The sequence below is a fragment of the Micromonospora sp. DT46 genome, assembly GCF_049841735.1.
In the GTDB taxonomy this organism is placed as follows: Bacteria; Actinomycetota; Actinomycetes; order Mycobacteriales; family Micromonosporaceae; genus Micromonospora; species Micromonospora reichwaldensis.
The window spans coordinates 191,233-211,838 of the sequence record NZ_JBNCKW010000003.1; the positions used below are offsets into that span (position 1 = coordinate 191,233).

Annotated in this window: 20 protein-coding genes; 9 read left to right on the top strand and 11 right to left on the bottom strand. The window is 73.7% G+C overall.

Features of this window, described 5'->3' with window-relative positions; all coding sequences use genetic code 11:
- Positions 1-4: 4 nt before the first annotated feature.
- The 3 genes from ACLQ20_RS08715 to ACLQ20_RS08725 are packed head-to-tail and all read right to left on the bottom strand — an operon-like array spanning position 5 to position 3,224.
- Positions 5-871 carry a carbohydrate ABC transporter permease gene (locus ACLQ20_RS08715; RefSeq protein ID WP_132240245.1) on the bottom strand — a complete coding sequence of 289 codons (867 nt, stop codon included), beginning with the start codon at positions 869-871 and terminating at the stop codon, positions 5-7.
- Positions 871-1,833, bottom strand: a complete 963-nt coding sequence (locus tag ACLQ20_RS08720) for a carbohydrate ABC transporter permease (protein ID WP_358122008.1) — start codon at positions 1,831-1,833, stop codon at positions 871-873. The genes ACLQ20_RS08715 and ACLQ20_RS08720 overlap by 1 nt, the downstream gene beginning before the upstream one ends.
- Entirely contained in the window at positions 1,830-3,224 is a 1,395-nt protein-coding gene (locus ACLQ20_RS08725) for an ABC transporter substrate-binding protein (protein ID WP_425854926.1), read from the bottom strand. Before ACLQ20_RS08725 ends, ACLQ20_RS08720 begins: the two co-directional genes overlap by 4 nt.
- Positions 3,225-3,340: 116 nt before the next feature.
- On the opposite strand from ACLQ20_RS08725, the gene ACLQ20_RS08730 reads away from it, so the two are divergent.
- From ACLQ20_RS08730 to ACLQ20_RS08755, 6 genes are all read left to right on the top strand, one after another.
- On the top strand, positions 3,341-4,381 hold the full coding sequence (locus ACLQ20_RS08730; protein WP_151454689.1) for a zinc-dependent alcohol dehydrogenase: 1,041 nt from the start codon (positions 3,341-3,343) through the stop codon (positions 4,379-4,381).
- Entirely contained in the window at positions 4,378-5,196 is an 819-nt protein-coding gene (locus ACLQ20_RS08735; protein ID WP_425854928.1) for a TIM barrel protein, read from the top strand. Before ACLQ20_RS08730 ends, ACLQ20_RS08735 begins: the two co-directional genes overlap by 4 nt.
- Positions 5,193-6,557, top strand: a complete 1,365-nt coding sequence (locus ACLQ20_RS08740) for an MGH1-like glycoside hydrolase domain-containing protein (RefSeq protein WP_425854930.1) — start codon at positions 5,193-5,195, stop codon at positions 6,555-6,557. The genes ACLQ20_RS08735 and ACLQ20_RS08740 overlap by 4 nt, the downstream gene beginning before the upstream one ends.
- 139 nt (positions 6,558-6,696) lie before the next feature.
- A complete protein-coding gene (locus tag ACLQ20_RS08745; protein ID WP_425854933.1) occupies positions 6,697-7,086 on the top strand; it encodes a DUF2267 domain-containing protein in 390 nt (129 codons plus the stop codon).
- A 268-nt stretch (positions 7,087-7,354) separates the two neighbouring features.
- Positions 7,355-8,113: a thioesterase II family protein gene (locus ACLQ20_RS08750; protein WP_151454686.1), complete on the top strand. Its 759-nt coding sequence runs from the start codon at positions 7,355-7,357 to the stop codon at positions 8,111-8,113.
- 87 nt (positions 8,114-8,200) lie between these two features.
- Positions 8,201-9,154 (top strand): TauD/TfdA family dioxygenase, encoded by a 954-nt coding sequence (locus ACLQ20_RS08755; RefSeq protein WP_151454685.1) that lies wholly within the window; start codon positions 8,201-8,203, stop codon positions 9,152-9,154.
- 3 nt (positions 9,155-9,157) lie between these two features.
- Here the strand turns inward: ACLQ20_RS08755 and ACLQ20_RS08760 are convergent, their stop codons facing one another.
- Complete coding sequence (locus tag ACLQ20_RS08760) at positions 9,158-10,414, bottom strand: hypothetical protein (RefSeq protein WP_358122792.1); 1,257 nt, start codon at positions 10,412-10,414, stop codon at positions 9,158-9,160.
- Positions 10,415-10,445: 31 nt separating this feature from the next.
- Positions 10,446-11,036, bottom strand: a complete 591-nt coding sequence (locus ACLQ20_RS08765; protein WP_425854936.1) for a D-alanyl-D-alanine carboxypeptidase family protein — start codon at positions 11,034-11,036, stop codon at positions 10,446-10,448.
- 473 nt (positions 11,037-11,509) lie between these two features.
- Between ACLQ20_RS08765 and ACLQ20_RS08770 the strand changes: the two genes are divergently transcribed.
- Positions 11,510-13,147: a BCCT family transporter gene (locus tag ACLQ20_RS08770; protein ID WP_151454682.1), complete on the top strand. Its 1,638-nt coding sequence runs from the start codon at positions 11,510-11,512 to the stop codon at positions 13,145-13,147.
- A gap of 133 nt (positions 13,148-13,280) precedes the next feature.
- Entirely contained in the window at positions 13,281-13,859 is a 579-nt protein-coding gene (locus ACLQ20_RS08775; RefSeq protein ID WP_151454681.1) for an AAA family ATPase, read from the top strand.
- A gap of 10 nt (positions 13,860-13,869) precedes the next feature.
- Here the strand turns inward: ACLQ20_RS08775 and ACLQ20_RS08780 are convergent, their stop codons facing one another.
- Positions 13,870-15,486, bottom strand: coding sequence for an ADP-ribosyltransferase domain-containing protein (locus tag ACLQ20_RS08780; RefSeq protein ID WP_327028084.1), 1,617 nt, complete (start codon positions 15,484-15,486; stop codon positions 13,870-13,872).
- 227 nt (positions 15,487-15,713) lie between these two features.
- On the opposite strand from ACLQ20_RS08780, the gene ACLQ20_RS08785 reads away from it, so the two are divergent.
- On the top strand, positions 15,714-16,400 hold the full coding sequence (locus tag ACLQ20_RS08785; protein WP_327028085.1) for a macro domain-containing protein: 687 nt from the start codon (positions 15,714-15,716) through the stop codon (positions 16,398-16,400).
- Here ACLQ20_RS08785 and prfH read toward each other — a convergent pair.
- The 5 genes from prfH to ACLQ20_RS08810 all read right to left on the bottom strand — a co-directional run bounded on the left by prfH (position 16,389) and on the right by ACLQ20_RS08810 (position 20,577).
- Positions 16,389-17,078: a peptide chain release factor H gene (gene prfH / locus ACLQ20_RS08790; RefSeq protein WP_327028086.1), complete on the bottom strand. Its 690-nt coding sequence runs from the start codon at positions 17,076-17,078 to the stop codon at positions 16,389-16,391. The two genes, ACLQ20_RS08785 and prfH, sit on opposite strands and share 12 nt — an antisense overlap.
- Positions 17,075-18,250: an RNA ligase RtcB family protein gene (locus ACLQ20_RS08795; RefSeq protein WP_151456390.1), complete on the bottom strand. Its 1,176-nt coding sequence runs from the start codon at positions 18,248-18,250 to the stop codon at positions 17,075-17,077. Before ACLQ20_RS08795 ends, prfH begins: the two co-directional genes overlap by 4 nt.
- Before the next feature lie 278 nt (positions 18,251-18,528).
- Positions 18,529-18,918, bottom strand: coding sequence for a bleomycin resistance protein (locus ACLQ20_RS08800; RefSeq protein ID WP_327028088.1), 390 nt, complete (start codon positions 18,916-18,918; stop codon positions 18,529-18,531).
- A 25-nt stretch (positions 18,919-18,943) separates the two neighbouring features.
- On the bottom strand, positions 18,944-19,918 hold the full coding sequence (blaOXA, locus tag ACLQ20_RS08805) for a class D beta-lactamase (RefSeq protein WP_425854940.1): 975 nt from the start codon (positions 19,916-19,918) through the stop codon (positions 18,944-18,946).
- 53 nt (positions 19,919-19,971) lie between these two features.
- On the bottom strand, positions 19,972-20,577 hold the full coding sequence (locus ACLQ20_RS08810) for a DUF4291 domain-containing protein (RefSeq protein WP_425854942.1): 606 nt from the start codon (positions 20,575-20,577) through the stop codon (positions 19,972-19,974).
- Positions 20,578-20,606 lie beyond the last annotated feature (29 nt).

The following is a 20,606-nucleotide window of genomic DNA, read 5'->3' on the forward strand; positions in this document are numbered from 1 at the left end:
CGCCTCAGCCCTTCTCCGCCCCGCTGGTGAGCCCCTCGGTGAGCAGGCGCTCGCTGGCGAAGAAGAGGATCACGATGGGCAGGGTGAGGATCACCGAGCCGGCCATCAGCACCGTCTTGGGCACCTCGACGCCGTCCGCGAGCTGCGCCAGCCCCAGCGACACCGTCCACCGGTGCGGCTTGTCGACCAGGAACAGCAGGGCGAAGAGGAACTCGTTCCAGGCGATCATGAAGTCGTACAGGGCGACGGCCATGATGGACGGCGCCGCCAGGGGGAGGCTTACCCGGCGGATGATGCCGAGCCGCCCGGCGCCGTCGATGGCGGCCGACTCCTCCAGGCTGACCGGGATCGTCTCGAAGTAGTTGCGCAGCATGTAGACCGAGACCGGCAGGGTCTGCGAGATGTAGACCAGCACCAGGCCGAGCAGCGAGCCGCGCAGCCCGGCCCGGGTGAAGACCACGAAGAGCGGGATGGCGATGACGATCGACGGGAACAGGTAGACCGCCAGGAAGAGGAAGTCGACCTGCCGCCGGCCGAAGAACCGCAGCCGGGCGACCGCGTACGCGCCGGGGATCGCCACGGCCAGCGTCAGCAGCGTCGCCGCGACGGCGACCAGGCCGCTGTTGCGCATGAAGGTCAGGAAACCCTGGCCGCCGTCGTCGACGGCCTTCACCACCTCGGCGTACGTGTCGAAGGTCAGCTCGCCCAGCCCCACGACCAGCGAGCCGGGGTCGAGCAGCAGCCGCTCGATGGGGCGCACCGAGAGCACCAGCATGTAGTAGAAGGGAAAGACGGTGACCAGCAGGAACGCGGCGATCACCAGCCGGCGCAGCCAGCGCAGGCCCACCGTCTCGATCCGGTCCCGGTCCATCAGCCGTCCCTCCGTCCGCCGAAGAAGCGCAGGTACACCACCACGAACACGATGAGCACCACGGCGAGCACGACCGCCTGCGCCGCCGCCGCGCCGATGTCCGTACGCGCGGTCAGGAACTCGTAGACCCGGACGCTGACCACCTCGGTGCCGGCGGCCCCGCCGGTGAGCAGATAGACGTCGTCGAACTTGTTGAACGTCATGATGAAGCGCAGCACCCCCAGCAGGCCGATCACCGGCAGCAGCTGCGGCAGCAGGATGTGCCGGAACCGCTGGGTGGGCGTGGCCCCGTCGACCCGGGCCGCCTCCTCCAGTTCGCCCGGCACCGCCTGGAGCCGGGCGAGCAGGAACAGGAACGCGAAGGGGAAGTAGCGCCACGCCTCGAAGGCGACGACCGTGGCCAGGGCCGTCGACTCCTGGGACAGGAACGGCACCGGGGTGTCCCAGCCGAGGAACCGCCGGCCCCAGTCGTTGACGATGCCGAGCTGGGGGTCGAGCATCACCTGCCAGACGAAGGTGACCGCGACCACCGGCGCCACGTACGGCAGCAGCATCGACGCGCGCACCAGGGTGCGACCCCGGAACGGCCGGCGGACGACCAGCGCCGCCACCAGGCCGAGCACGATCGAGCCGGCGGTGCTGGCCACGGCGTAGACCAGCGTGGTCCACAGCGTGTCGGCGAAGCCCGGGGTATTCAGCACCCGCTGGACGTTGTCCATCGTGAACTCGCCGAACAGCCCGGTACGCCGCAGCGTCGCCAGGCGTACCCGCTGGAAGGCCAGCACGACGGTCCAGACGATGGGGATGCCGATCACGGCGACCACGACGAGCAGGGTCGGGGCGACCAGCGCGAGCCCGGCGCGGGACTCGCGGCGGCGCAGGGTCAGTGGTCTGCGGCGGCGGGCCGGGGCCGGCCGCTCCCGGGCGGGGGAGCGGCCGGTGTCCGGTGGGGCGGTGGTCAATTGACGCCCGCCTTGATCGCCTCCACGTCCTTCTTCGCCCGTCCGGCGGCCGCTGCGGCGTCGGTCTTGCCGGCGACCACGTCGTTCAGGGCCTTGGGCACCGGCAGCTCGCCGAGGATCGCGCCGACGAGCTTGCCCTGGCCCTGGGTGAGCCCCCACCGCTGGAAGGTGTCGGGGCTGCGGCGCAGGCTGGCGAGCACCTCCTCGCCGTAGACCTCGGCGAGCGGCTTCCTGGTGTCGACGCCGGCCTGGCTGGTGTTCCAGGCGGTGAGGAACTTCTCCGGCTCCTGCGGCGTGCCCTTGCGGACGGGGAAGCGCCCCTCGGGGGACATGCCGAACCAGCGCGGGTAGCCGTCGCCGAGCATGTGCTCCACGAAGGACCTCGCCGGGTCGGCGGCGGCGCCGTCGAGCACGGCCCAGGAGCTGATCTCGCCGTACTGGGCGGGTTCGGCGCCGTTCGGGCCCTTGATCGCGGTGACGAAGCCGCTGTTCTTCGCGAGGAACGCCGGGTCGGCCTGGCACTGCGGGCAGGTCGCCCTGGCGTCGTCGCGCAGGCCGGCCAGCTCGTCGAGGATGAACGGCGACCAGACCAGCATGGCCGCCTTGCCGGCGAAGTAGGTGGCCCGGGTGGTGTCGACGTCCTGCGCGCCCCTGACCGAGCTGGTGCGCATCAGGTCGCCGTAGAACCGGAACGCCTCGACGCACTCCGGGGAGTCCAGCTTCACGGCCCCGGAGTCGTCGGTGAGCTGGCAGTTGTTGGCCAGCGCGAGGTGTTCGAAGGTCTGCTGGGTGAACACGTCGCCGGGGGCGGTGGCGGCGGTGACGCCCGCGACGCCGCCGGTGTTGAGCCTCGTCGCGGCGGCGGCGATCCTCTCGTACGTGTCGGGGGCGGGCAGCCCGGCGGCGGCGAACAGGTCCTTGCGGTAGACGAGCAACTGCCCCCAGCCGTCGCTGGGCACGGCGAGCTGCGTGCCGTCGTCCGCGGTCAGCTCCAGGGCCCGCGGCGAGAAGGTCTGCCTGCCGAGCTTCTCGACGACCTCCGCGTTCGCCGAGGAGTGCAGCAGTTCGTTGCCGGCGAGGGTGCGCACGCCGGCGAGCGACACCGAACCGACCACGTCGGGCAGTTCGCCGGCGGCGGCGCTGGTGGCGATCAGGGCGGGGAACTGGTCCTCGTTCACGGTGACCAGGTCGACGGCGATGCCGGTGCTGGCGGTGAAGTCCGCGATGATCGCCTTGGTGGCGGTGACCCGGTCGGCCACGTCCTCCAAGCTCCACACGGTGATCTTCCTGCTGTTGTTGTCGGATTCTTCGTCGCCGCAGCCCAGCAGACCGGCCCCGGTGACTGCCATGATCAGGGTGGCGGCGAGTATCCGCATCGGAGGTGCTGACATCGGTGGCACTCCTCTCGAAGGGTATACAAGGGATTCAACCCCTTCGATTGATCAATTACAAGACATATGCCGATTTATTGCCTACGATGGAGCCCAGTGCTACCGGGATGTGACTCATGGTCAACTGGGTTGTCTCACTCGCCGGGCCCCGACGGATCAGCCTCGAGCCCTGCCCCCCGGATCCGCTCGGCCCCGGTCGGGTCCGCGTCCGCACCTGCTACTCCGGCATCTCGGCCGGCACGGAGCTCACCCTCTACCGGGGCAGCAACCCCCGGCTGAGCAAGGACTGGGACGACGTCAGCCGGATGTTCGTGCCCCGGCAGACCGCGGTGCCGTACCCGCTGGTGGGCTTCGGCTACGAGGAGGTCGGCGAGATCATCGAGGTCGCGCCCGACGTGGCCGACCGGCGCGCCGGGCAGGTCGTCTGGGGCATCTGGGGGCACCGCGCCGAGGCCGTCGTGCCCGCCGACACGGTGCACCCGCTGCCCGCCGGGCTGGATCCCCTCGCGGCGGTCTTCGCCCGCCCGGGGGCGATCGCCCTCACCGCCGTGCTCGCCGGCGACCTGCACCTGGGCGACTGGGTCGCGGTCTTCGGCCAAGGCGTCATCGGGCTGCTCGCCACCCGGCTCGCCGCCCTCTCCGGCGCACGCGTGGTCGCCGTCGACCGGGTGCCCGCCCGGCTGGCGCACGCCGGCCGACTCGGCGCCCGGATCGTCGTCGACGCGGGTGCCGAGTCCGCCGCGGCCGTGCTGCGCCGGGCCACCGGCGGCCGGGGCGCGGACGTCTGCCTGGAACTGTCCGGGGCGTACCCGGCGCTGCACGAGGCGATCCGCTCCACCGCTCACGCCGGTCGCGTCGTGGCCGCCGGCTTCTACCAGGGACAGGCCGACGGGCTCGGCCTGGGTGAGGAGTTCCACCACAACCGGATCCAGCTGGTGGCGGCCCAGGTCTCCGGGCCGACCCCGGCGCCCGGCATGGCCGGCCGGTGGACCGGGGCCCGCGTCGCACACACCTTCATGGACCTGGTGGCCGAGGGCAGCGTCGACCCGCTGCCGCTCGTGAGCCACGTCGTCGACGCGAGCGCGGTGGCCGACGCGCTGGCGCTGCTCGACCGCGGTGACGCGGACGCCCTCCAAGTGGTGCTGAGGTTCCCATGACGATTCCCCTGGCCTGCCAGGAGCAGCTCCTGCCGGGCACCGACCTGATCCAGAAGTACGCGCTCGCCACCGCGCTCGGCTACGACGCGATCGAGCTGCGCGGCTCCGGCGACCTCGGCCTCGCCCGCCGGCTGCCCGAGCTGCGCCGGGCCCGCGCCGCCGGGGTGGTCATGCCCACCGTCTGCGTGGAGATGGACCACTTCATCGGCGACTTCGACCCCGAGCGCTCCCGCGACGCCGTACGCAACCTGCGCTCCCAGCTCTCCGTGATGGCCGAGCTCGGCGGCGTCGGCGCGATGACCCCGGCCGCGTGGGGGATGTTCTCCCGGCGGCTGCCGCCGTTCGAGCCGCCCCGCCCACCCGCCGCCGACCGGCAGGTGCTCGTCGACGCCCTGGGCGAGCTGGGGGAGCACGCCCGCGCCGAGGGGGTCACCCTCTTCCTGGAACCGCTCAACCGGTACGAGGACCACATGGTCAACCGGCTCGCCGACGCGGTCGCCCTCTGCGCGGCCGTCGGGCTGCCCACGGTGCGGGTGGTGGCGGACACCTTTCACATGAACATCGAGGAGGACGACGTGCACCGGGCGCTGCGAGCCGCCGCCCCGTACCTCGGGCACGTGCAGGTCAGCGACTCCAACCGCTACCAGCCCGGCGCCGGGCACCTCGACTGGCCGGCGCTGCTCCGCACCCTGCTGGAGATCGACTACCGGGGCTGGCTGGCGCTGGAGTGCCGGCTGCGCGGCGACCCCGTACGCGCCCTGCACCAGGCCGCCGCCGTGCTGCGTCACGCCCAGCCCCGGCAGGCGGCGGCGTGAGCACCGGGACCGCCGGCGGCCCGCCCACCGCCGTCGACGCCGGCGCCCACGACCGGGGGGCCCTGCGCCGCCTCGCCGTCGCCACCCTCGACGCCAACTGGGAACACGACCACACGGTGCCCTCGCGCACCCTCTACCCGCACCAGTGGAGCTGGGACTCGGCATTCATCGCCATCGGCTGGTCCCACGTCCGCCCCGAGCGCGCCTGGTGCGAACTGGCCAGCCTGTTCCGCGCCCAGTGGGTCGACGGGCGGGTGCCGCACATCGTGTTCAACCCGGCCCTGCGCGTCGGCTCGTACTTCCCCGGGCCGGAGTTCTGGGAGTCGGGGCTCGCCGAGGGCGCCCCGGCGGCCGCCACCTCCGGGCTGATCCAGCCGCCCGTGCACGCGCCCGCCGCCTGGCTCGCGTACCGGCGGTGCCCCTCGGAGCAGGCGCGGGCCGCGCTGCGCCGGCTCTATCCCCGGCTGGTGGCCCAGCAGCGCTACCTCGCGACCCGCCGGGACGTCGGCGGGGGCGGGCTGGCCTGCATCGTCCACCCGTGGGAGTCCGGGCTGGACAACAGCCCCGCCTGGGACACGCCGATGGCGGCGGTGCCCGCCGACGCGGCCGTCATGCGCGCGTACCGCCGGCACGACACCGCGCACGCCGACGCCGCGCACCGACCCACGGACCTCGACTACGCGCGCTACGTCGCGATCGTGGCGTCCTACCGCGAGCGCCGCTACCGCGACGACGACCTCGCCGGCCGGCACCCGTTCCTGGTGGAGTGCCCGCTGGTCAACGCCGCCATGGGCGCCGCCGAGCACGCCCTCGCCCGGATCGCGCCGCTGGTCGGCGCCGACCCCGGTCCGCACCGGGAGCGCGCCGCGCGGATCACCGAGGCCCTGGTGCGCCGGCTGTACGAGCCGACGACGGGCACCTTCCGCCCCCGGGACCTGCGCGCCGACCGCCTCGTGCCGGCCCGGACGGTGCTCGGGCTGGCCCCGCTGGTCCTGCCCGACCTGCCCGCGCGGCAGGTGTCGGCGCTGGTCGCCGAGGCCTGCTCGCCGCGCTTCGGGCTGGCCGCCCGGATGGACCGGCCGCTGCCCAGCCACGACCGCACCGCGCCGGACTTCGAGCCGCTGCGCTACTGGCGCGGGCCGAGCTGGATGAACGTCAACTGGCTGGTGCGCCGGGGGCTGCTGCGCCACGGCCGCCCGGACCTGGCGGCCGGCCTGCGCGACTCGATGATCGAGCTGGTGGCCCGCTCCGGCTGCCACGAGTACTTCCACCCGGACACCGGGGCCGGGCTGGGCTCGCCGGCGTTCGGCTGGACGGCCGCGCTGCTGCTCGACGTCCTCGCCGACGACCCGGCCGGCTGACACCGGCCGGGTCGTCCCCGGTCAGCCGGCGGGTACGACGTCCGTCGACCGCCCCGCGCCCGGGGTCGGCCGGACGGCGGGGTCGTTTGCCGGTGCCGGGCGCGGGTAAGCGTGGGGCCGCTGACGACAGGAGGCTGCCGTGCGGTTCCCCCTCTTCGTCGACGCGGTGTCGCGCCGCGCCGGACTACCCACCGCCCAGGCCGCCACGATCGCCCGCGCCGTGTTGCAGACCATGGTGGAACGGATGAGCGGCGGTACGGCCGGTTACCTCCCCGACGAACTCGACGGCTACCTCGCGGGCCCCGGTGCCGGCGACGGCCCGCCCGGCGCGCCCGGTCCGGCGGACTTCGTGCGTCGGGTGGGGGAGTGGGCCGGGACGGACGAGGCCACCGCCCGGGCGGGAACCGGTGCCGTCTTCGCCACCCTGCGGGAGGCGGTCACCGTCGACGAGTTCCGCGACATGGTGGCCCGGCTGCCCCGGGACTTCGACGGCATGACCCAACCGATCCCCCGACCCGACGACGCCTGACCGGCCACCGCCACCGCCCACGCACCGTCGCGGCGGCCCGCCACGCGGATCCTCGCGGGCGAGCGTCGAGCCTTATGCTGCTTCCGACCCGAAGGTATAGGCAGATCATGAGGCCCCTCCCGGAGCATGGTGGTCGGCCCGATCGCGGTCGGCCCGCCGATGCCTCGGAGGGCGCCGCACCCCGGGTCGCTCCGGCGCGCCGGAGCGACCCACCACCCGTTCCGGCGCCAGCGGCACCGGAGCGGCCCCTCTCGACGAAAGGCGCGCGGTGACCTGGTTCCTCTCCGCCGGCGGCTGGCACCCGGCGCCGGTCCAACTCTTCTGCCTGCCCTACGCGGGCGGGGGCGCGACCGTCTACCGGCGCTGGCAGGACGAGCTCGGCCCCGACGTCGAGGTGCTGCCGGTGCAACTGCCCGGCCGCGAGAACCGGATCAGCGAGAACCCGGTGTTCAAGGTCGTCGACGTCGCGCACGCCATCGCCGAACGGGCCCGTGGCCCGTACGCGATCTACGGCCACTCGATGGGCGGCCGGGTCGCCTTCGAGGTCGTCCGCGAGCTGCGCCGCGCCGGGCGTCCGCTGCCGCTGCGGCTCTACGTCGGCGGCGCCCGCGCCCCGCACGTCAGCGCGCCCAGCCACTTCGACGGGCTGTCCCGGGTGGACGACGACGAACTGCTGCGTCGCCTGGCGGCCGGCGGCGGACTGCCGGCGGGGCTGCTGGACTACCCGGAGCTGGTCGAGCTGCTGCTGCCCCTGCTGCGCGCCGACCTCGCCCGGGTGGACGACTACCGCTACACCCCCGAGGAGCCGCTGCCGATGCCGATCGTGGCGTTCAGCGGGCGCGGCGACGACACCGTCTACCGGGAGCACAGCGCCGGCTGGCGGGAGCACACCGCCGCCGGCTTCACCCTGCACGAGATCGACGGCGGGCACTTCTTCCTCAACGAGCGGCTGCCCGACCTGCTCGCCGTGATCCGGGCGGACCTCACCGCCGCCCGCACCGACGCGGCCACCCGCCACCACGGGTGAGCCGCCCCGCCACGGCCGCCCTCCGGGCCGCCATCCCGCTGTTCCGCGGCAGCCCGCGGCGACGGCGGCGACGACAGGAGCGAGAGCATGAGTGACCGGACCGCCACGCTGCCGATCGTCGTCGAGAACGACGGCCGCGAGCTGACCGAGCTGATCGCCGCCCGCCGCGCGGAGCTGCGGGCGGACCTGGTCGAGCACGGCGGGCTGCTGTTCCGCGGGTTCGACGTCGGCGGCGTCGAGGGCTTCGACCGGGCGGTGCGGGCGCTCTCCGGCGAGCCGCTGGTCTACACCGAGCGTTCGTCGCCCCGGCACGCCATCGCCGGCCGGGTCTACACCTCGACCGACTACCCGCCGAACGAGGAGATCTTCCTGCACAACGAGAACTCGTACCAGGCCCGCTGGCCGTTGACGCTGTTCTTCTACTGCATCACCGCGCCGCAGACGCGCGGCGCCACCCCGCTGGCCGACGTCCGCCGGGTGTACGCCGAGATCGATCCGGCGGTACGCGAGGAGTTCGTCCGCCGCCGCTGGATGCTGGTGCGCAACTTCCACGGTGACTTCGGCACTCCGTGGCAGCACGTCTTCGGCACCGACGACCGGGCCGAGGTCGAGGCGTACGCGGCGGCGAACCGGATCGAGCTGGAGTGGCGGGGCGGCGGCGGGCTGCGTACCCGCGCGGTGCGCGACGTCGTGCACCACCGGCCCGGCTCGGACACCCCGCGCTGGTTCAACCACGCCACGTTCTTCCACGTGAGCACCCTCGCCAAGGACCTCCAGGAGGGGCTGCTGGCCATGTTCGGCACCGACGGGCTGCCGGCCAACACGTACTACGGCGACGGCGGCGAGATACCCGCCGACGTCATGGACCACCTGCGGGCCGCGTACCGGGCGGCCAGCGTCCGCTTCGACTACCGGCGCGACGACGTGCTGGTCGTGGACAACATGACCGCCGCGCACGGCCGGGAGCCGTTCACCGGCCCTCGCAAGATCGCCGTCGCGATGGCCGAGCCGCACGACCCCGTGGCGGCCGACGGCAGGTGACGCCTACCGGTCGGCGACGTCGGTCTCCGGCAGCTCCTCCGGGTTTGCGACCCAGGCGGAGAAGACCGGCAGCCCGTGCCACGGGCCGGTCGTGCCGCCGGCCCGGCTGTCGGTGGCGACCGCGACCACGGCGTACGGGTGGCCGAAGCGCAACTCGGCCACCCGGGCCACCCCCTCCGGCGGAAGGCTCTCGAGCATGGCGAATCCGGTGACGGCGGCCGCCTCGAAGCCGTACCGGCCGTAGCGGGCCATGGCGGCCTGTGCCGCCTCGAACTTCAGCCCCGGGGCGCCCAGCAGTTCGCCGAAGACCTCCGCGACGGCGGGGAAGCCCGACCCGGGGGCGGCCAGCTCGTGCCGGCTCCTGGCCGACCAGCACGGCAGTACGGCCGTGAGCCGCTCCTCCCGGCCGTCCGGCGCGTTCGTGCGGGTCGGCTCCTCACGCACGGTCCAGATCGGGCCGTCGCCCAGCGGGACGTCGAACAGGGAACGCCGATCCGCCGGAAGGCGGTCCGGCGAGGTGGTGGCGACCGCCGCCGCCACCTCGTGGGCGGCGGCGAGGACGTCCCCGGCCGGCACCTCGGGCGCCGCCGCGACCGAGACCACCGACAGCCCGGCCGTGCCCTCGGCGGTCCGCGCCGGCTTGGCGGTGGCGGCGTGGGCGGCCACGGTGCCGGCCCGCACGGTGTCGGTGATCCAGCACTGGTGGCCGTACTCGGGGCTGCGCAGCACCCGGCGCAGCCGGCCGGTCCAGGAACTGCCCGGCCCGAGCGCGCCCGCCGGCGCCACCTCGAACGGGTCCTCCCAGGAGATCCGAGTGGCCAGGGCGCTGGCCAGGACGAGCAGCACCTGCGGCGTCACCGTCAGCGGGAACTTCCTGATCAGGTCGAGGGTGTGGGTCCGGGCCCACGCGTCGAGGGCGTCCTGTTCCGGCACCGGTCCGGTGGCGGTCGACGCGGGCAGGGTCGCCCGCCATCCGTCGAGCCCGGTCGTCTCGATCCCGGGTCGGTGCCAGAACGCGGTCGCCGAGGGCACCAGGGGGTGTGGCGCGGCCACCAGGGCGTGGGCCGCCCGCGCGGCGGTCTCCGCGTCGGTGCCGAGCGTCTCCTCCAGGGCGGTGCGGGTCGGGCCGGTGGCGGCCGGTGCGGCGAGCGCCAGCAGCAGCCACGCGCCGAGCGGGGAGGCGACGTGGTGCCCGTCGCCGATCACGGCGTGCAGGCGGTCGGCGTAGCGGGCCAGGGGGGTACGGATGTCGGTGGTCACCGCTTCACTGTGCCCGCTCGGCGGGCCGCCGTCACCTCCTGTCGGTCAGCCGCACCAGCCGCGACGGCCGGGCGGGGACCACGGTCGGGGGCGTCGAGGCACCCGGGTGGGGCAGCCGCTCGGGGCGACGACCGGGTCGGTACTCGAAGTGCCACCACTCGTTGTCGTACACCCGGTGCAGGTGGTGGCGGGCGCCGTACGTCTCCAACCAGCGCGCGCCCTCGGCGGGCCGTACGTCGAGGGCCGTGCCCGCGACGTGCCGCGACTCGTGCGGCGGCAGTACCCGCAGCCGGGCCGCCTCCGGGGACCCGGCGCACCGGACCGCCTCGGCGAACAGGCGTGCCTGCTCCTCGGCGGTCCGGTGCCCGGACGTGAGCCCGATCAACTCACCGTCGCGCCACAGGGCCTGCGCCCGGGCGGCCTCGAAGGCCGCGCGCGTGGCGGGCGTCAGGCCGGTCAGGTCCTCGGCCGGAAAACGCGTCGCCAGCGCCCACTGGCAGGCCACATGCATCGCCCGGCCGCGCGCGACGACGAACGCCACCGGCAGGAGCCCCACCGCGAGAGTCAGCGTGACGGCCTGGTACACGTGATCGCGGCGCCGGGCGGACCGGGCCGCGCTCATGATGTTCGCCTGCCGGGCCAGGCGGACGACGACGGACCTGATCCGTGGCCCGGCCGGCGCCCGCCGTCGACCGGGAGGCCGTCGCCTCGTCGATGCCCCTGACCCGTGGCACTCCACGTCATCGACCGGAATCATGGAGTCAGAATTCCGCAACCGTCACGCGCCGGCCTGAGTACGACTACTCAGCGCGTGGTCGCGGGTCGGTCGGTTTTGTCACCGGACTGTCATGAGACCGCAGGGTCACCTCCAACATCGACGCCGAGAGTGATCGCCGGTCGTCGCCGACGTCCGTGGCGGCCGAGCCCCGGCCGACCCGGACGCCCGCCGGAACGACGTCGGCACCGGCGGCGACAACTTTCCGAGTTCCCGGGCCCCGGACGGGGCGCGGGACAACCCGACATGCGGGCCGACCGGCGCGCGCGGAGCCGGGAACGCGGCCCGCGGACCGGGCAGCCCACGGAGGTCCACAGACCATGACCGTGTCCGCGACAGGTCCGGCAACCGACGACAACACCCCGCCGGGCGACGCACCACCTGAGCCTGGCCGCCCGGCGCAGGGCATCGACCGGACGGTGCTGGGCGTCGCCGCCGCGGTGACCGTTCTCTTCGTCGCGTGGGGCATCGTCGCCACCGACAACCTCGCCTCGGTCACCGACACCGCGCTCGACTGGGTGGTCCGGTCGTTCGGCTGGGTCTTCGTGCTGGCCAGCACCGGCTTCGTGGTGCTGTCGATCTGGCTGGCGCTCAGCCGGTACGGCCGGATCAAGCTCGGCCGCGACGACGACGAGCCCGAGTTCTCCACCGTCTCCTGGGTGGCGATGATGTTCAGCGCCGGCATGGGCATCGGCCTGATGTTCTGGGGCGCCGCCGAGCCGCTGTCGCACCTGGCGACCCCGCCGCGTGGCCTCAACGAACCGAACTCCCCGCAGGCCGCGCGGGTGGCCATGGAGTACTCCTTCTTCCACTGGGCGCTGCACCCGTGGGCGATCTACGCCGTGGTGGGCCTCGCGCTGGCCTACTTCACCTTCCGCAAGGGTCGGCGCGGCCTGATCAGCAGCGCCTTCTTCCCGCTCATCGGGGAGCGCGCCAACCGGGGACCCGGCCGGGCCATCGACATCTTCGCGATCTTCGCGACGCTGTTCGGGTCGGCCGTCTCCCTCGGGCTGGGCGCCCTGCAGATCAACAGCGGCCTGACGAACCTCTGGGACGTGCCGAAGTCCACCCCACTGGCGATCGGCATCATCGCGGTGCTCACCGTGGCGTTCGTGGTCTCCGCCGTCACGGGCGTCAAGCGGGGCATCCAGTTCCTGTCGAACACCAACATGGTGCTCGCGGTGGCGCTGATGTTCTTCCTGCTCGTGGTGGGCCCGACGGTCTTTGTCCTCAACACGCTCACCGCGTCGACCGGCGGTTACCTCTACGACCTCATCCCGATGAGCTTCCGCACCGGCGCCTTCGGCGGCGAGCAGTGGATGGCGGGCTGGACCATCTTCTACTGGGCGTGGTGGATCTCCTGGACCCCGTTCGTCGGCGCCTTCATCGCCCGCATCTCCAAGGGCCGCACCATCCGCCAGTTCGTCCTCGGTGTGGTGGCCATCCCGAGCCTCGTCAGCTTCGTCTGGTTCTCGGTGTTCGGCGGTACCGCCATCAACCTGCAACTCAACGGCACCGACCTGTCGGCCGCGGTGAAGGAGAGCCCGGAGGCGGCGCTCTTTGCGGTCCTGCGGGAGTTCCCGTTCTTCACCGTCACCGCGATCCTGGTCATGGTGCTGGTGGCGCTCTTCTTCGTCAGCGGCGCCGACGCCGCCTCGGTGGTGATGGGCACGCTCTCCTCGCGCGGCAGCCTGGAGCCGAAGGCCTGGCTCGTCTCCATGTGGGGCGTGCTGACCGGCCTGGTGGCCGCGGTGCTGCTGCTCGCCGGCGGACTGTCCGCCCTGCAGTCGCTGACCATCCTCGCCGCGCTGCCGTTCCTGTTCGTCATGGTCGGCATGGTCGTCGGCCTGCTCCGCGAGCTGCGGCGCGAGCCGGACAGCGCCACGATGGCCCCGGAACTGCGGGCCCTCGTGTCCGCCGGCACGTCACCGGCCGCCACGAGGCCCGAGTCCTCCTGACCCCGGCGCGTGCGGCGTGGGCCGTCCCTCCGAACCCGGGGACGGCCCACGCCGCACGTGGGCTCCGTACCATCGTGGACGTCCGTACGGGCGGCGCCTCCCGGCGGCGCCGGGCCGAGCGAGGAGGCGTGTCGTGACCCAGGCCCAGCCGGCTGCCGCGCGGGCGCCACGCCTGATCGTGCTCAACGGGCCACCCGGCTGCGGCAAGTCGACGCTGGCCCGCAGGTACGTCGAGGACCACCCCCTCGCGCTCGACCTCGACATCGACCGGATCCGTGACCTCATCGGGCGGTGGCGTGATCACGCCGGTCCCGCCGGTCTCCTCGCCCGCGCCGTCACGCTGGCGGCGGCCCGGGCACACCTGGCCGGCCGCCACGACGTGATCATTCCGCAGTTCCTCGGCCGTCCCGAGTTCATCGAACAGGCCGAGCGCGTGGCGCACGACACCGGCGCCCGGTTCCACGAGATCGTCCTGTTCGACGGCAAGGAGAACGCGCTGTGGCGGTTCGCCGAACGCAGCCGTACCTCCACGGATCCGGCGCATCTCGACGCCCAGCGCCTACTCGACCGGCATGGCGGGACCACCGAGCTGGCGGCGATGTACGACCGGCTGCTCGCCGTCGTCGCCGCCCGGCCCGGGACGAGCGTGGTGCGCAGCGAGCACGGCAGGGAGGACGAGGCCTACCGCCAACTCCTCGCCTGCCTCAGCTAGCCGCCGCCGCTCACGCCACCATGCGCTCCTCGGCCAGCTCCGTCAGCCGGACGGTGCACAGTCCGTTGCGCTCCGCCTTCACGTCGGTCACCGTGAGCTGCGTGCCGGGGGCCAGGATGACCTCCTCCTCGCCGGTGAAGGCGGAGAACCGCCGGATGCCCACGGCCCGCACGGGCAGCACCTCGAAGAGCGTCCGCTTGCCGCGACCGCCGAGGAACGCCTGGGCCACGCCGAGCTTCGACGTGCACGACGAGACGCCCCACCACGTCACGGTCTGCCCGAGCGGGTACTGCGCCCGCAGGTCCAGCGACACCCCACGCCACAGCGGCTCCGTGCGGGCCGGGAGCCGTGACACGGCCGAGAACAGCAGCCGAAGGTACGGCAGGTACGGGACGATCCGGCCACGGTCCGGGTGGCGCAGCGTGGCGTTGATCTGCCGGTAGAAGGCCGACTCGCAGGTGTAGAGGTAGAGGGCTGCGACCTCGTCGGCGGAGAGGGCGTCGGCCCCGCCGTCGACCTGCTTCTCGCCGAACCGGTGTGACTGCTCGACGTGCCAGTCGAGCCCGGGCAGCAGCGCGGCCACCGGGGCGACGGCCGCACGGAAGTCCATCAGCGGGGTGGCGGACACGCCGGTGATCGCGGGAAGGGCCAGCCCCTCGTCCTTGACGCTGGCGAGCCGCTCGAGGTAGAGCTTGTGCAACTCCATGGTGGAGGCGATGAACGCCCCCATGCGTTCGGCCGTGCCCGTGTCGGTGCCGCCCGCGTGCGCCGCCGATCCGCTCCATCCCTTGCGGGGCAGCCAGTCGATCTCGTCGGCGCCCAGCGTCCTGAGCGCCTCGTTGACGTCGGCGAAGTGGTTCCCGTCGCAGAAGATGTCGCCCTGCGCCGCCGGATTGGGGTGGTCGAGGTGGCGGACCTCCACGCCCGGGTACTTCTTCTCGAGCCGCTGCACCACCCGCTTGAGGCTGCGCGCGTGCGCGCCCCACCACGCGAACACCACGCCCCGGTCCTCCTCGTCGGCGTGCTGCTTGGCCTTCAGGATCTCCTCGACCAGGGCCTCGACGACCGGCCGCCAGAACGCGGTGTGCCGGTCGGTGGCCATCGCCCCGTCGCCGCTGGCGGTGAGCGCCGCGTTCAACAGCAGCACGCCCTGGGTGAGCATCGCCTGGAACCACTCCGGTGGCTGCACCGTGTCGTGCTCGCGCAGCAGGGCACGGATGTCGGCGATCGGCGTCTTCTTGGCGATGCCGTGCTTCCACATCGCCGCCGCCTTGATGATGCAGCGGATGGTGACGACCCTGCCGAACTGGCTGTCGTTCCAGTCGTGGAAGGTGTTGTCGAACATGGCGATGCCGGTGGCGCTCTCGCTGCGCGGGTAGGGGTTCTGCCCGAAGACGACGACCTTCCACTTGTGCGGCGGGTGGGGCTTGAGCGCCTGGAAGGTCAGTTCCCGCACGGGCACGACCATCGGGCTGCGGCCCGGGCCGATGAAGGTGGCGGCGCCCGGCTGCGCCTCGATGACCGGCTTGACCAGCGGCAGCCACGGCTCGCCGCCGCCGGTGAACAGGTCGGCGAGGGCCAGCGGGTCGTTCGGGTCGGGCGGGGTGGGGGCGGTGGTGTCGCTCATCGCGGGCTCCCGGAGTGGCGGGCCGTGCCGGTCCGACGGCACGGGTGATCGAGGTGGGGGCATTCTGCCGCCAGCGGGCGACAGTTACGGCGCCGGCGACCGGCGCGGCCCCCAGCGCCGGCGGTTCGGGTGCCGGGCGCCGTGTGTGGCGCGACGCGGACGGTTGTCGGTGGGCGGCGATAGCGTGCTCCACGTCGGAGACAACCTCTTCCCCACCGGAGTGAACCATGACCCTCGACCGCGAGAAGCCGCTGCTCAGGGTGGTGCTGACGGACGTCAACGCGAATGTGGTGCAGGCGTGGCGTGCGGCGTTCGCCGACACCCCCGAGGTCGAGATCCACAAGGGGTCGATCCTCACCCGGCAGGCCGACGCCTGGGTCAGCCCGACCAACTCGCGGGGGCGGATGGACGGCGGCGTCGACGCGGTCGTCAAGCGGCACCTCGGGGCGGGGATCCAACTGCGCGTCCAACGGGCGATCCGCGACCAGTTCGGCGCGGCGATGCCGGTGGGCAGCGCCGTCTGCGTGCCGTCGGGGGCCACCAACCCCAGGTTCCTGATCTCGACCCCGACCATGGAGCAGTCGGCGCAGGACGTCAGCGAGACGCTGAACGTGGCGCTGGCCTGCGCCGCCGCGTTCCAGGCCATCCACACGCAGAACGAGAGGGAGCCGGGCAGCATCGCGTCGGTGGCGCTGGTCGGCATGGGCGCGGCGACCGGCCGGGTGCCGGCGCGGGTCTGCGCCAACCTGATGTGGACCGGCTACACGCTGTTCAACGACTACCACTTCCGCGACTACGACGACCTGCGGAGGACCATCCGCACGCAGCTCGACGACATCGACAGCCGCCCGGAGGAGGAGCGTGTGCGGGTGACGGTGCCGACGGTGGCCGGCGCCCGCCGTTCACGGGGCTGAGGCGTCCCGGCGGCGGGGCGAGCGCCCGCGGCGTGCCCGCTGCGGTGGGCCCGCCTCCCGCCCCGACGGTTCCGGGCGTTCGACGCGGGTGGGGTCGCCGCGGACGAGTTCGTCGTGGATGCGCCATCGGGCCGTGTCGGCGGCGCGCTCGGCGGTCTGGTCGTCGCGTGCGATCCGCTGTCGCAGCAGCTGGATGGCGAGGCGCCGGTTGAGGCTGAAGTGCCGTTCGGTGTCGACCACCACGACGATGCCCGACGGGCGGTGGGTCGCCCGCACCGCCGTGCTGACCTTGTTCCGGTGCTGGCCGCCGGGGCCGCCGGTACGGCAGGCCACGATGTCGACGTCCGCCTCCGCGAACGCCGTGGTCGGGCTGTCGAGCTGGCACGGTCGGGCGACGACGTACCAGTTCTTCCGGCCGGTGCTCGCCCGGTAGGGGCTGGGGGCCTGCCAGCACAGGGTGCCGGTCCACGAGGCGGCGAACGCCTCGGCGTCGTCGCCGGAGATCCGGATCAGTGCCGACCGGTAGGTGTCGGGCCGTTCGCCGGGCACGGTGCGGACCCGGTGGGTCGTCAGGCCCCGCCGGGCGGCCTCGGTCTCCAGGCGGTGCAGCAGCCGGGCCAGCGCCCAGGCGCACTCCTGCGGGCCGCGCCCGGCGGACACGAGCAGGTGCAGGCTCATCGCCGGCCCCGCTTGCGGCGGTCGTCGCCGCGGTCGGACCGGGTGGTGGACCCGGCGTCGGGCGTCTTGTAGGTGACCAGGGGGACCGTGGTGGCCACGGGCGTGGCCAGGTCGTGGTCGACGAGATCCGTGATCACGCGTTCGATGCGCTTGTAGGCCGTGGGCGCCTCCTCGAAGAGCAGTTGGCGGTCGCCGCACACCACCAGCGACCCCACCGGGGTGCGCCGCAGTTCCTCGACGGTGTGCTTGGCCCGGCTGCGCCGCAGGGCGTCGGCGCGGGACATCTTGCGGCCCGCGCCGTGCGCCACCGAGTGGTTGGCGTCCGGGCCGGCGTGGGCGGCCACGAGGTAGGAGGCGGTGCCCCGGGTGCCGGCGACGAGCACGTCGCGGCCGTCGCCCGGCGCCGCGCCCTTGCGGTGCAGGTAGACCCCGTCGTGGACCTCCACCAGGTTGTGGCACTGGTCGACGACGGGCTCGGTGGGCTCGGCCCCCAGGGCGTGGGCGACCCGGGCGGCCAGCAGCCGCCGGTTGAGCGAGCCCCACCGTACGGCGTCGTCGTGCGCCGCCAGGTAGGCGGCGGGATCAGGGGCGGGGCCCGCGCCGTGGGCCTCGGTGTGCACCCGCAGGATCCGCTCGCCCAGCCCCCGGGAGCCGGTGTGGACGATGAGCACGAGGTCGCCCGCGTCGAGCCCGAGCCGGCTCGCGTGGCCCGGCTCGAAGACCGTGTCGACGCGCGCCAGCTCGACGAAGTGGTTGCCGCGACCGACCGTCCCGAGCCCGTCGACGTGGCCGGCGGGAATGTCGCCCGCCACGACGGCCCAGGCGGGGTCGTCGGCGTCCCGCCCGGGGTCGAGGGGGCGGTCGAGGTCGGGGAACCGGGCGGCGAGCCGCTCCGGCACGGCACGTTTGAGCCGGATGGGGAACACGGCGATGCCGCAGCCGATGTCGGAGCCCACCAGGAACGGGTACAGCACGGTCGACGCCATGGCGGCGCCGATGGGGGCACCCTTGCCCGGGTGCAGGTCCGGCATGGCGGCGACGTGGATCATGCCGGGAAGGGCGGCCACCTGCTGGCACTGCGTCAGGGCCTCGGACTCGATCCAGCTCGTGGGGGAGGCGAACACGGTGACGGTGGCGGGGGCGGACTGCGGCAGGGACTGGTGCGGAGACAAGGACGCTCGCTTCTCGCTAAGACGGCATGGACGCGCGGCACCACGACACCGGTCGGTGCCGCGCGCTTCGGCGATGGGGATGCTGCCCGTCAGAACGTCATGGACGACACTGTTGCGGAGCCGACCGGGTGCGGCAACCGACTTTCCGCCGCGCCGGCGACCTGTTCGACGCCCTGCCAGGGGTTCCGCCTCATGGCCGTGGGTCGTCGCCGCCGGCCCCGCTGCGCCGTCGGCTGTGGCCGGCGTCGGCGCGGTGCGGGCCTGCCGCCGGACCGTTCTCAGTCGGGGACGCTTCCCGCCCGGTCGAGATGGCGGAAGAGGTGCAGCAGGTGGCCGTCCGGGTCCGCGATGGTGAACTGCCGGTATCCCCACTCGGTGTCTCGCGGCGGTTCGACGACGGTCACGTTCCGCCGGGCGTACGCGGCGTGCAGCGCGTCGGGATCCGTGACCATGACGAAGCACTCCGCCGGGGTGAACGCCCCCGGACTTCGCCGCAGGTAGATGTTGACCTCGGCGACCTCGCCCCGGAACACCGAGGCGAACTCCTCGCCCATCCGGCCGCCGAGGGTGAAGCCCAGCGTGTCGACGTAGCAGCGGACCGACGCCGACACGTCGCGCACGGGCAGCGTCGGAATGATCTTGTGGAATTCGGTGTCGGCGTCGGCCATCAGGGCTCCTCCGGTGGGCGGACGGTCAGGGGGCGGGCAGGGCGCCGAGGCGGTGCAGTAGCTGCCGGCCCAGCGGCAGGCGCTTGTCGGCGTCGCCGTCCGTGTGGACGTCCACGTTGAGTGCGAAGCAATACAGCCGGTCGCCGCGCTCGACCCAGCCGACCCACCATCCCGTGCCCGGGTCGGTGGCGTCCGTCCAGCCGGTCTTGCCGTGGAGGGCGTACTCGGCGGTGCGCTCCAGGCGCAGGATGTCCCGGACGGTGGCCTGGTGCCCCCGGCCGGCCGGCAGCTCGCCCCGGACCAGCCGGGCCAGCCACCGCGCCTGCTCGTCGGCCGAGATCTCCAGCGGCCCGTCCAACCAGAACCGGTCCACGGCCGGCCCGACCTGGCCGTTGCCGTAGCCGAGCCGGTGCAGCCACTCCCGCTCCCGGTCCGGCCCGATGCGGCGGGCCAGCTCCTGGAACACCGGCACGTTGGAGACCCGGACCGCGTCGCGCAGCCCCATGTCCCGCTCCCAGGCGGCGACGCGCTGCGGCCGACCGCCGTAGGGGACCTTCTCCCGCTCGTCGCGCACCACGCCGGTCTCCAGCGCGATCAGGCTGTGCGCGATCTTGAACGTCGAGCCGGGGACGAAGCGCCGCTCGGCCCGCGCCCGGTCGACCATGACGACGCGCCCGGCCGTCACGTCGTACATCACGAAGGTGCCCCGGAGGCCGGCCTGCCGGAACAGGCCCGCCAGGTCGTCGCGGACCTCGACCGCCGGCACGGTCGGCGTGGGGGACGGACCCGTCGCGGCGGTGGCGGACGCGGCGCCGGCCGGCGGCGGCTGCGGACGCCCGCTGCCGGTGCAACCGGTCGCGCCGGCCAGCAGGAGCAGGACGACGGCCGCGGTGCCCGCGACCCGCCGCCGGGCGCCCGCGCGGACCGCCGTCGGTCGCGCGGGCAGGGACCGCGTCCGTGACTCGAAGACCACCGCCACCGCCTCTGTCCGTGCCGGCACAGACGCCCCAGTCAAGCACGTCCCGGGGGTACGGCATCGCCCCGTCGGTCGGCTCACGGCTCCGCCGTCGCGCCGATCACGGCGGCCACGTCGGGCGGCAGCGGGTAGGGGCGCTCCGGGGGCAGCAGCGCCCCGGCGGCGGTGTCGTCGCTGGCGTCGAGCGCCGCGCGCACCGCGTGGGCGGTCGGGGTCACGTCGTTGAGACCGACCAGCCACTCGTCGACGTACCGGAGCACCGCCTCGCCGCCGAGCCCCACCTGTAGGGACCGGTGCGGCAGCGGGGCCAGGCGCAGCGACCGTTCCGGGTCCCACTGCACCCGCACCGGGCTGGCCCGCAGCCGTCGCGACCAGTCCTCCCGGTCCTGGTGGCGGTCGCGCTCGAAGCCGCTCAGGCACGAGTTGGTCAGCGCCCACTCGAAGCCGGCGCGGGTGATCTCGACGGCCAGCACCCGCTCCTGCCCGGGCTTCGTGCCCCAGCCGCAGCGGTACATCATCCAGCGGAACGACGGCTTGATCCAGGTCATCCGTTCCCGCTTGAACGGCGGCACGAAGCGGCCGGCGGCCAGCGCCGGGCGGGCGATCTCCGGCGGGTACGCCTGGTACACGGTCACGGTGTCGGCGGTGAAGCGGGCGCGAACCTGGTGGACGGGGACCTGCATGGCGCCGATCCTGGCCGATCGTCCGGGCC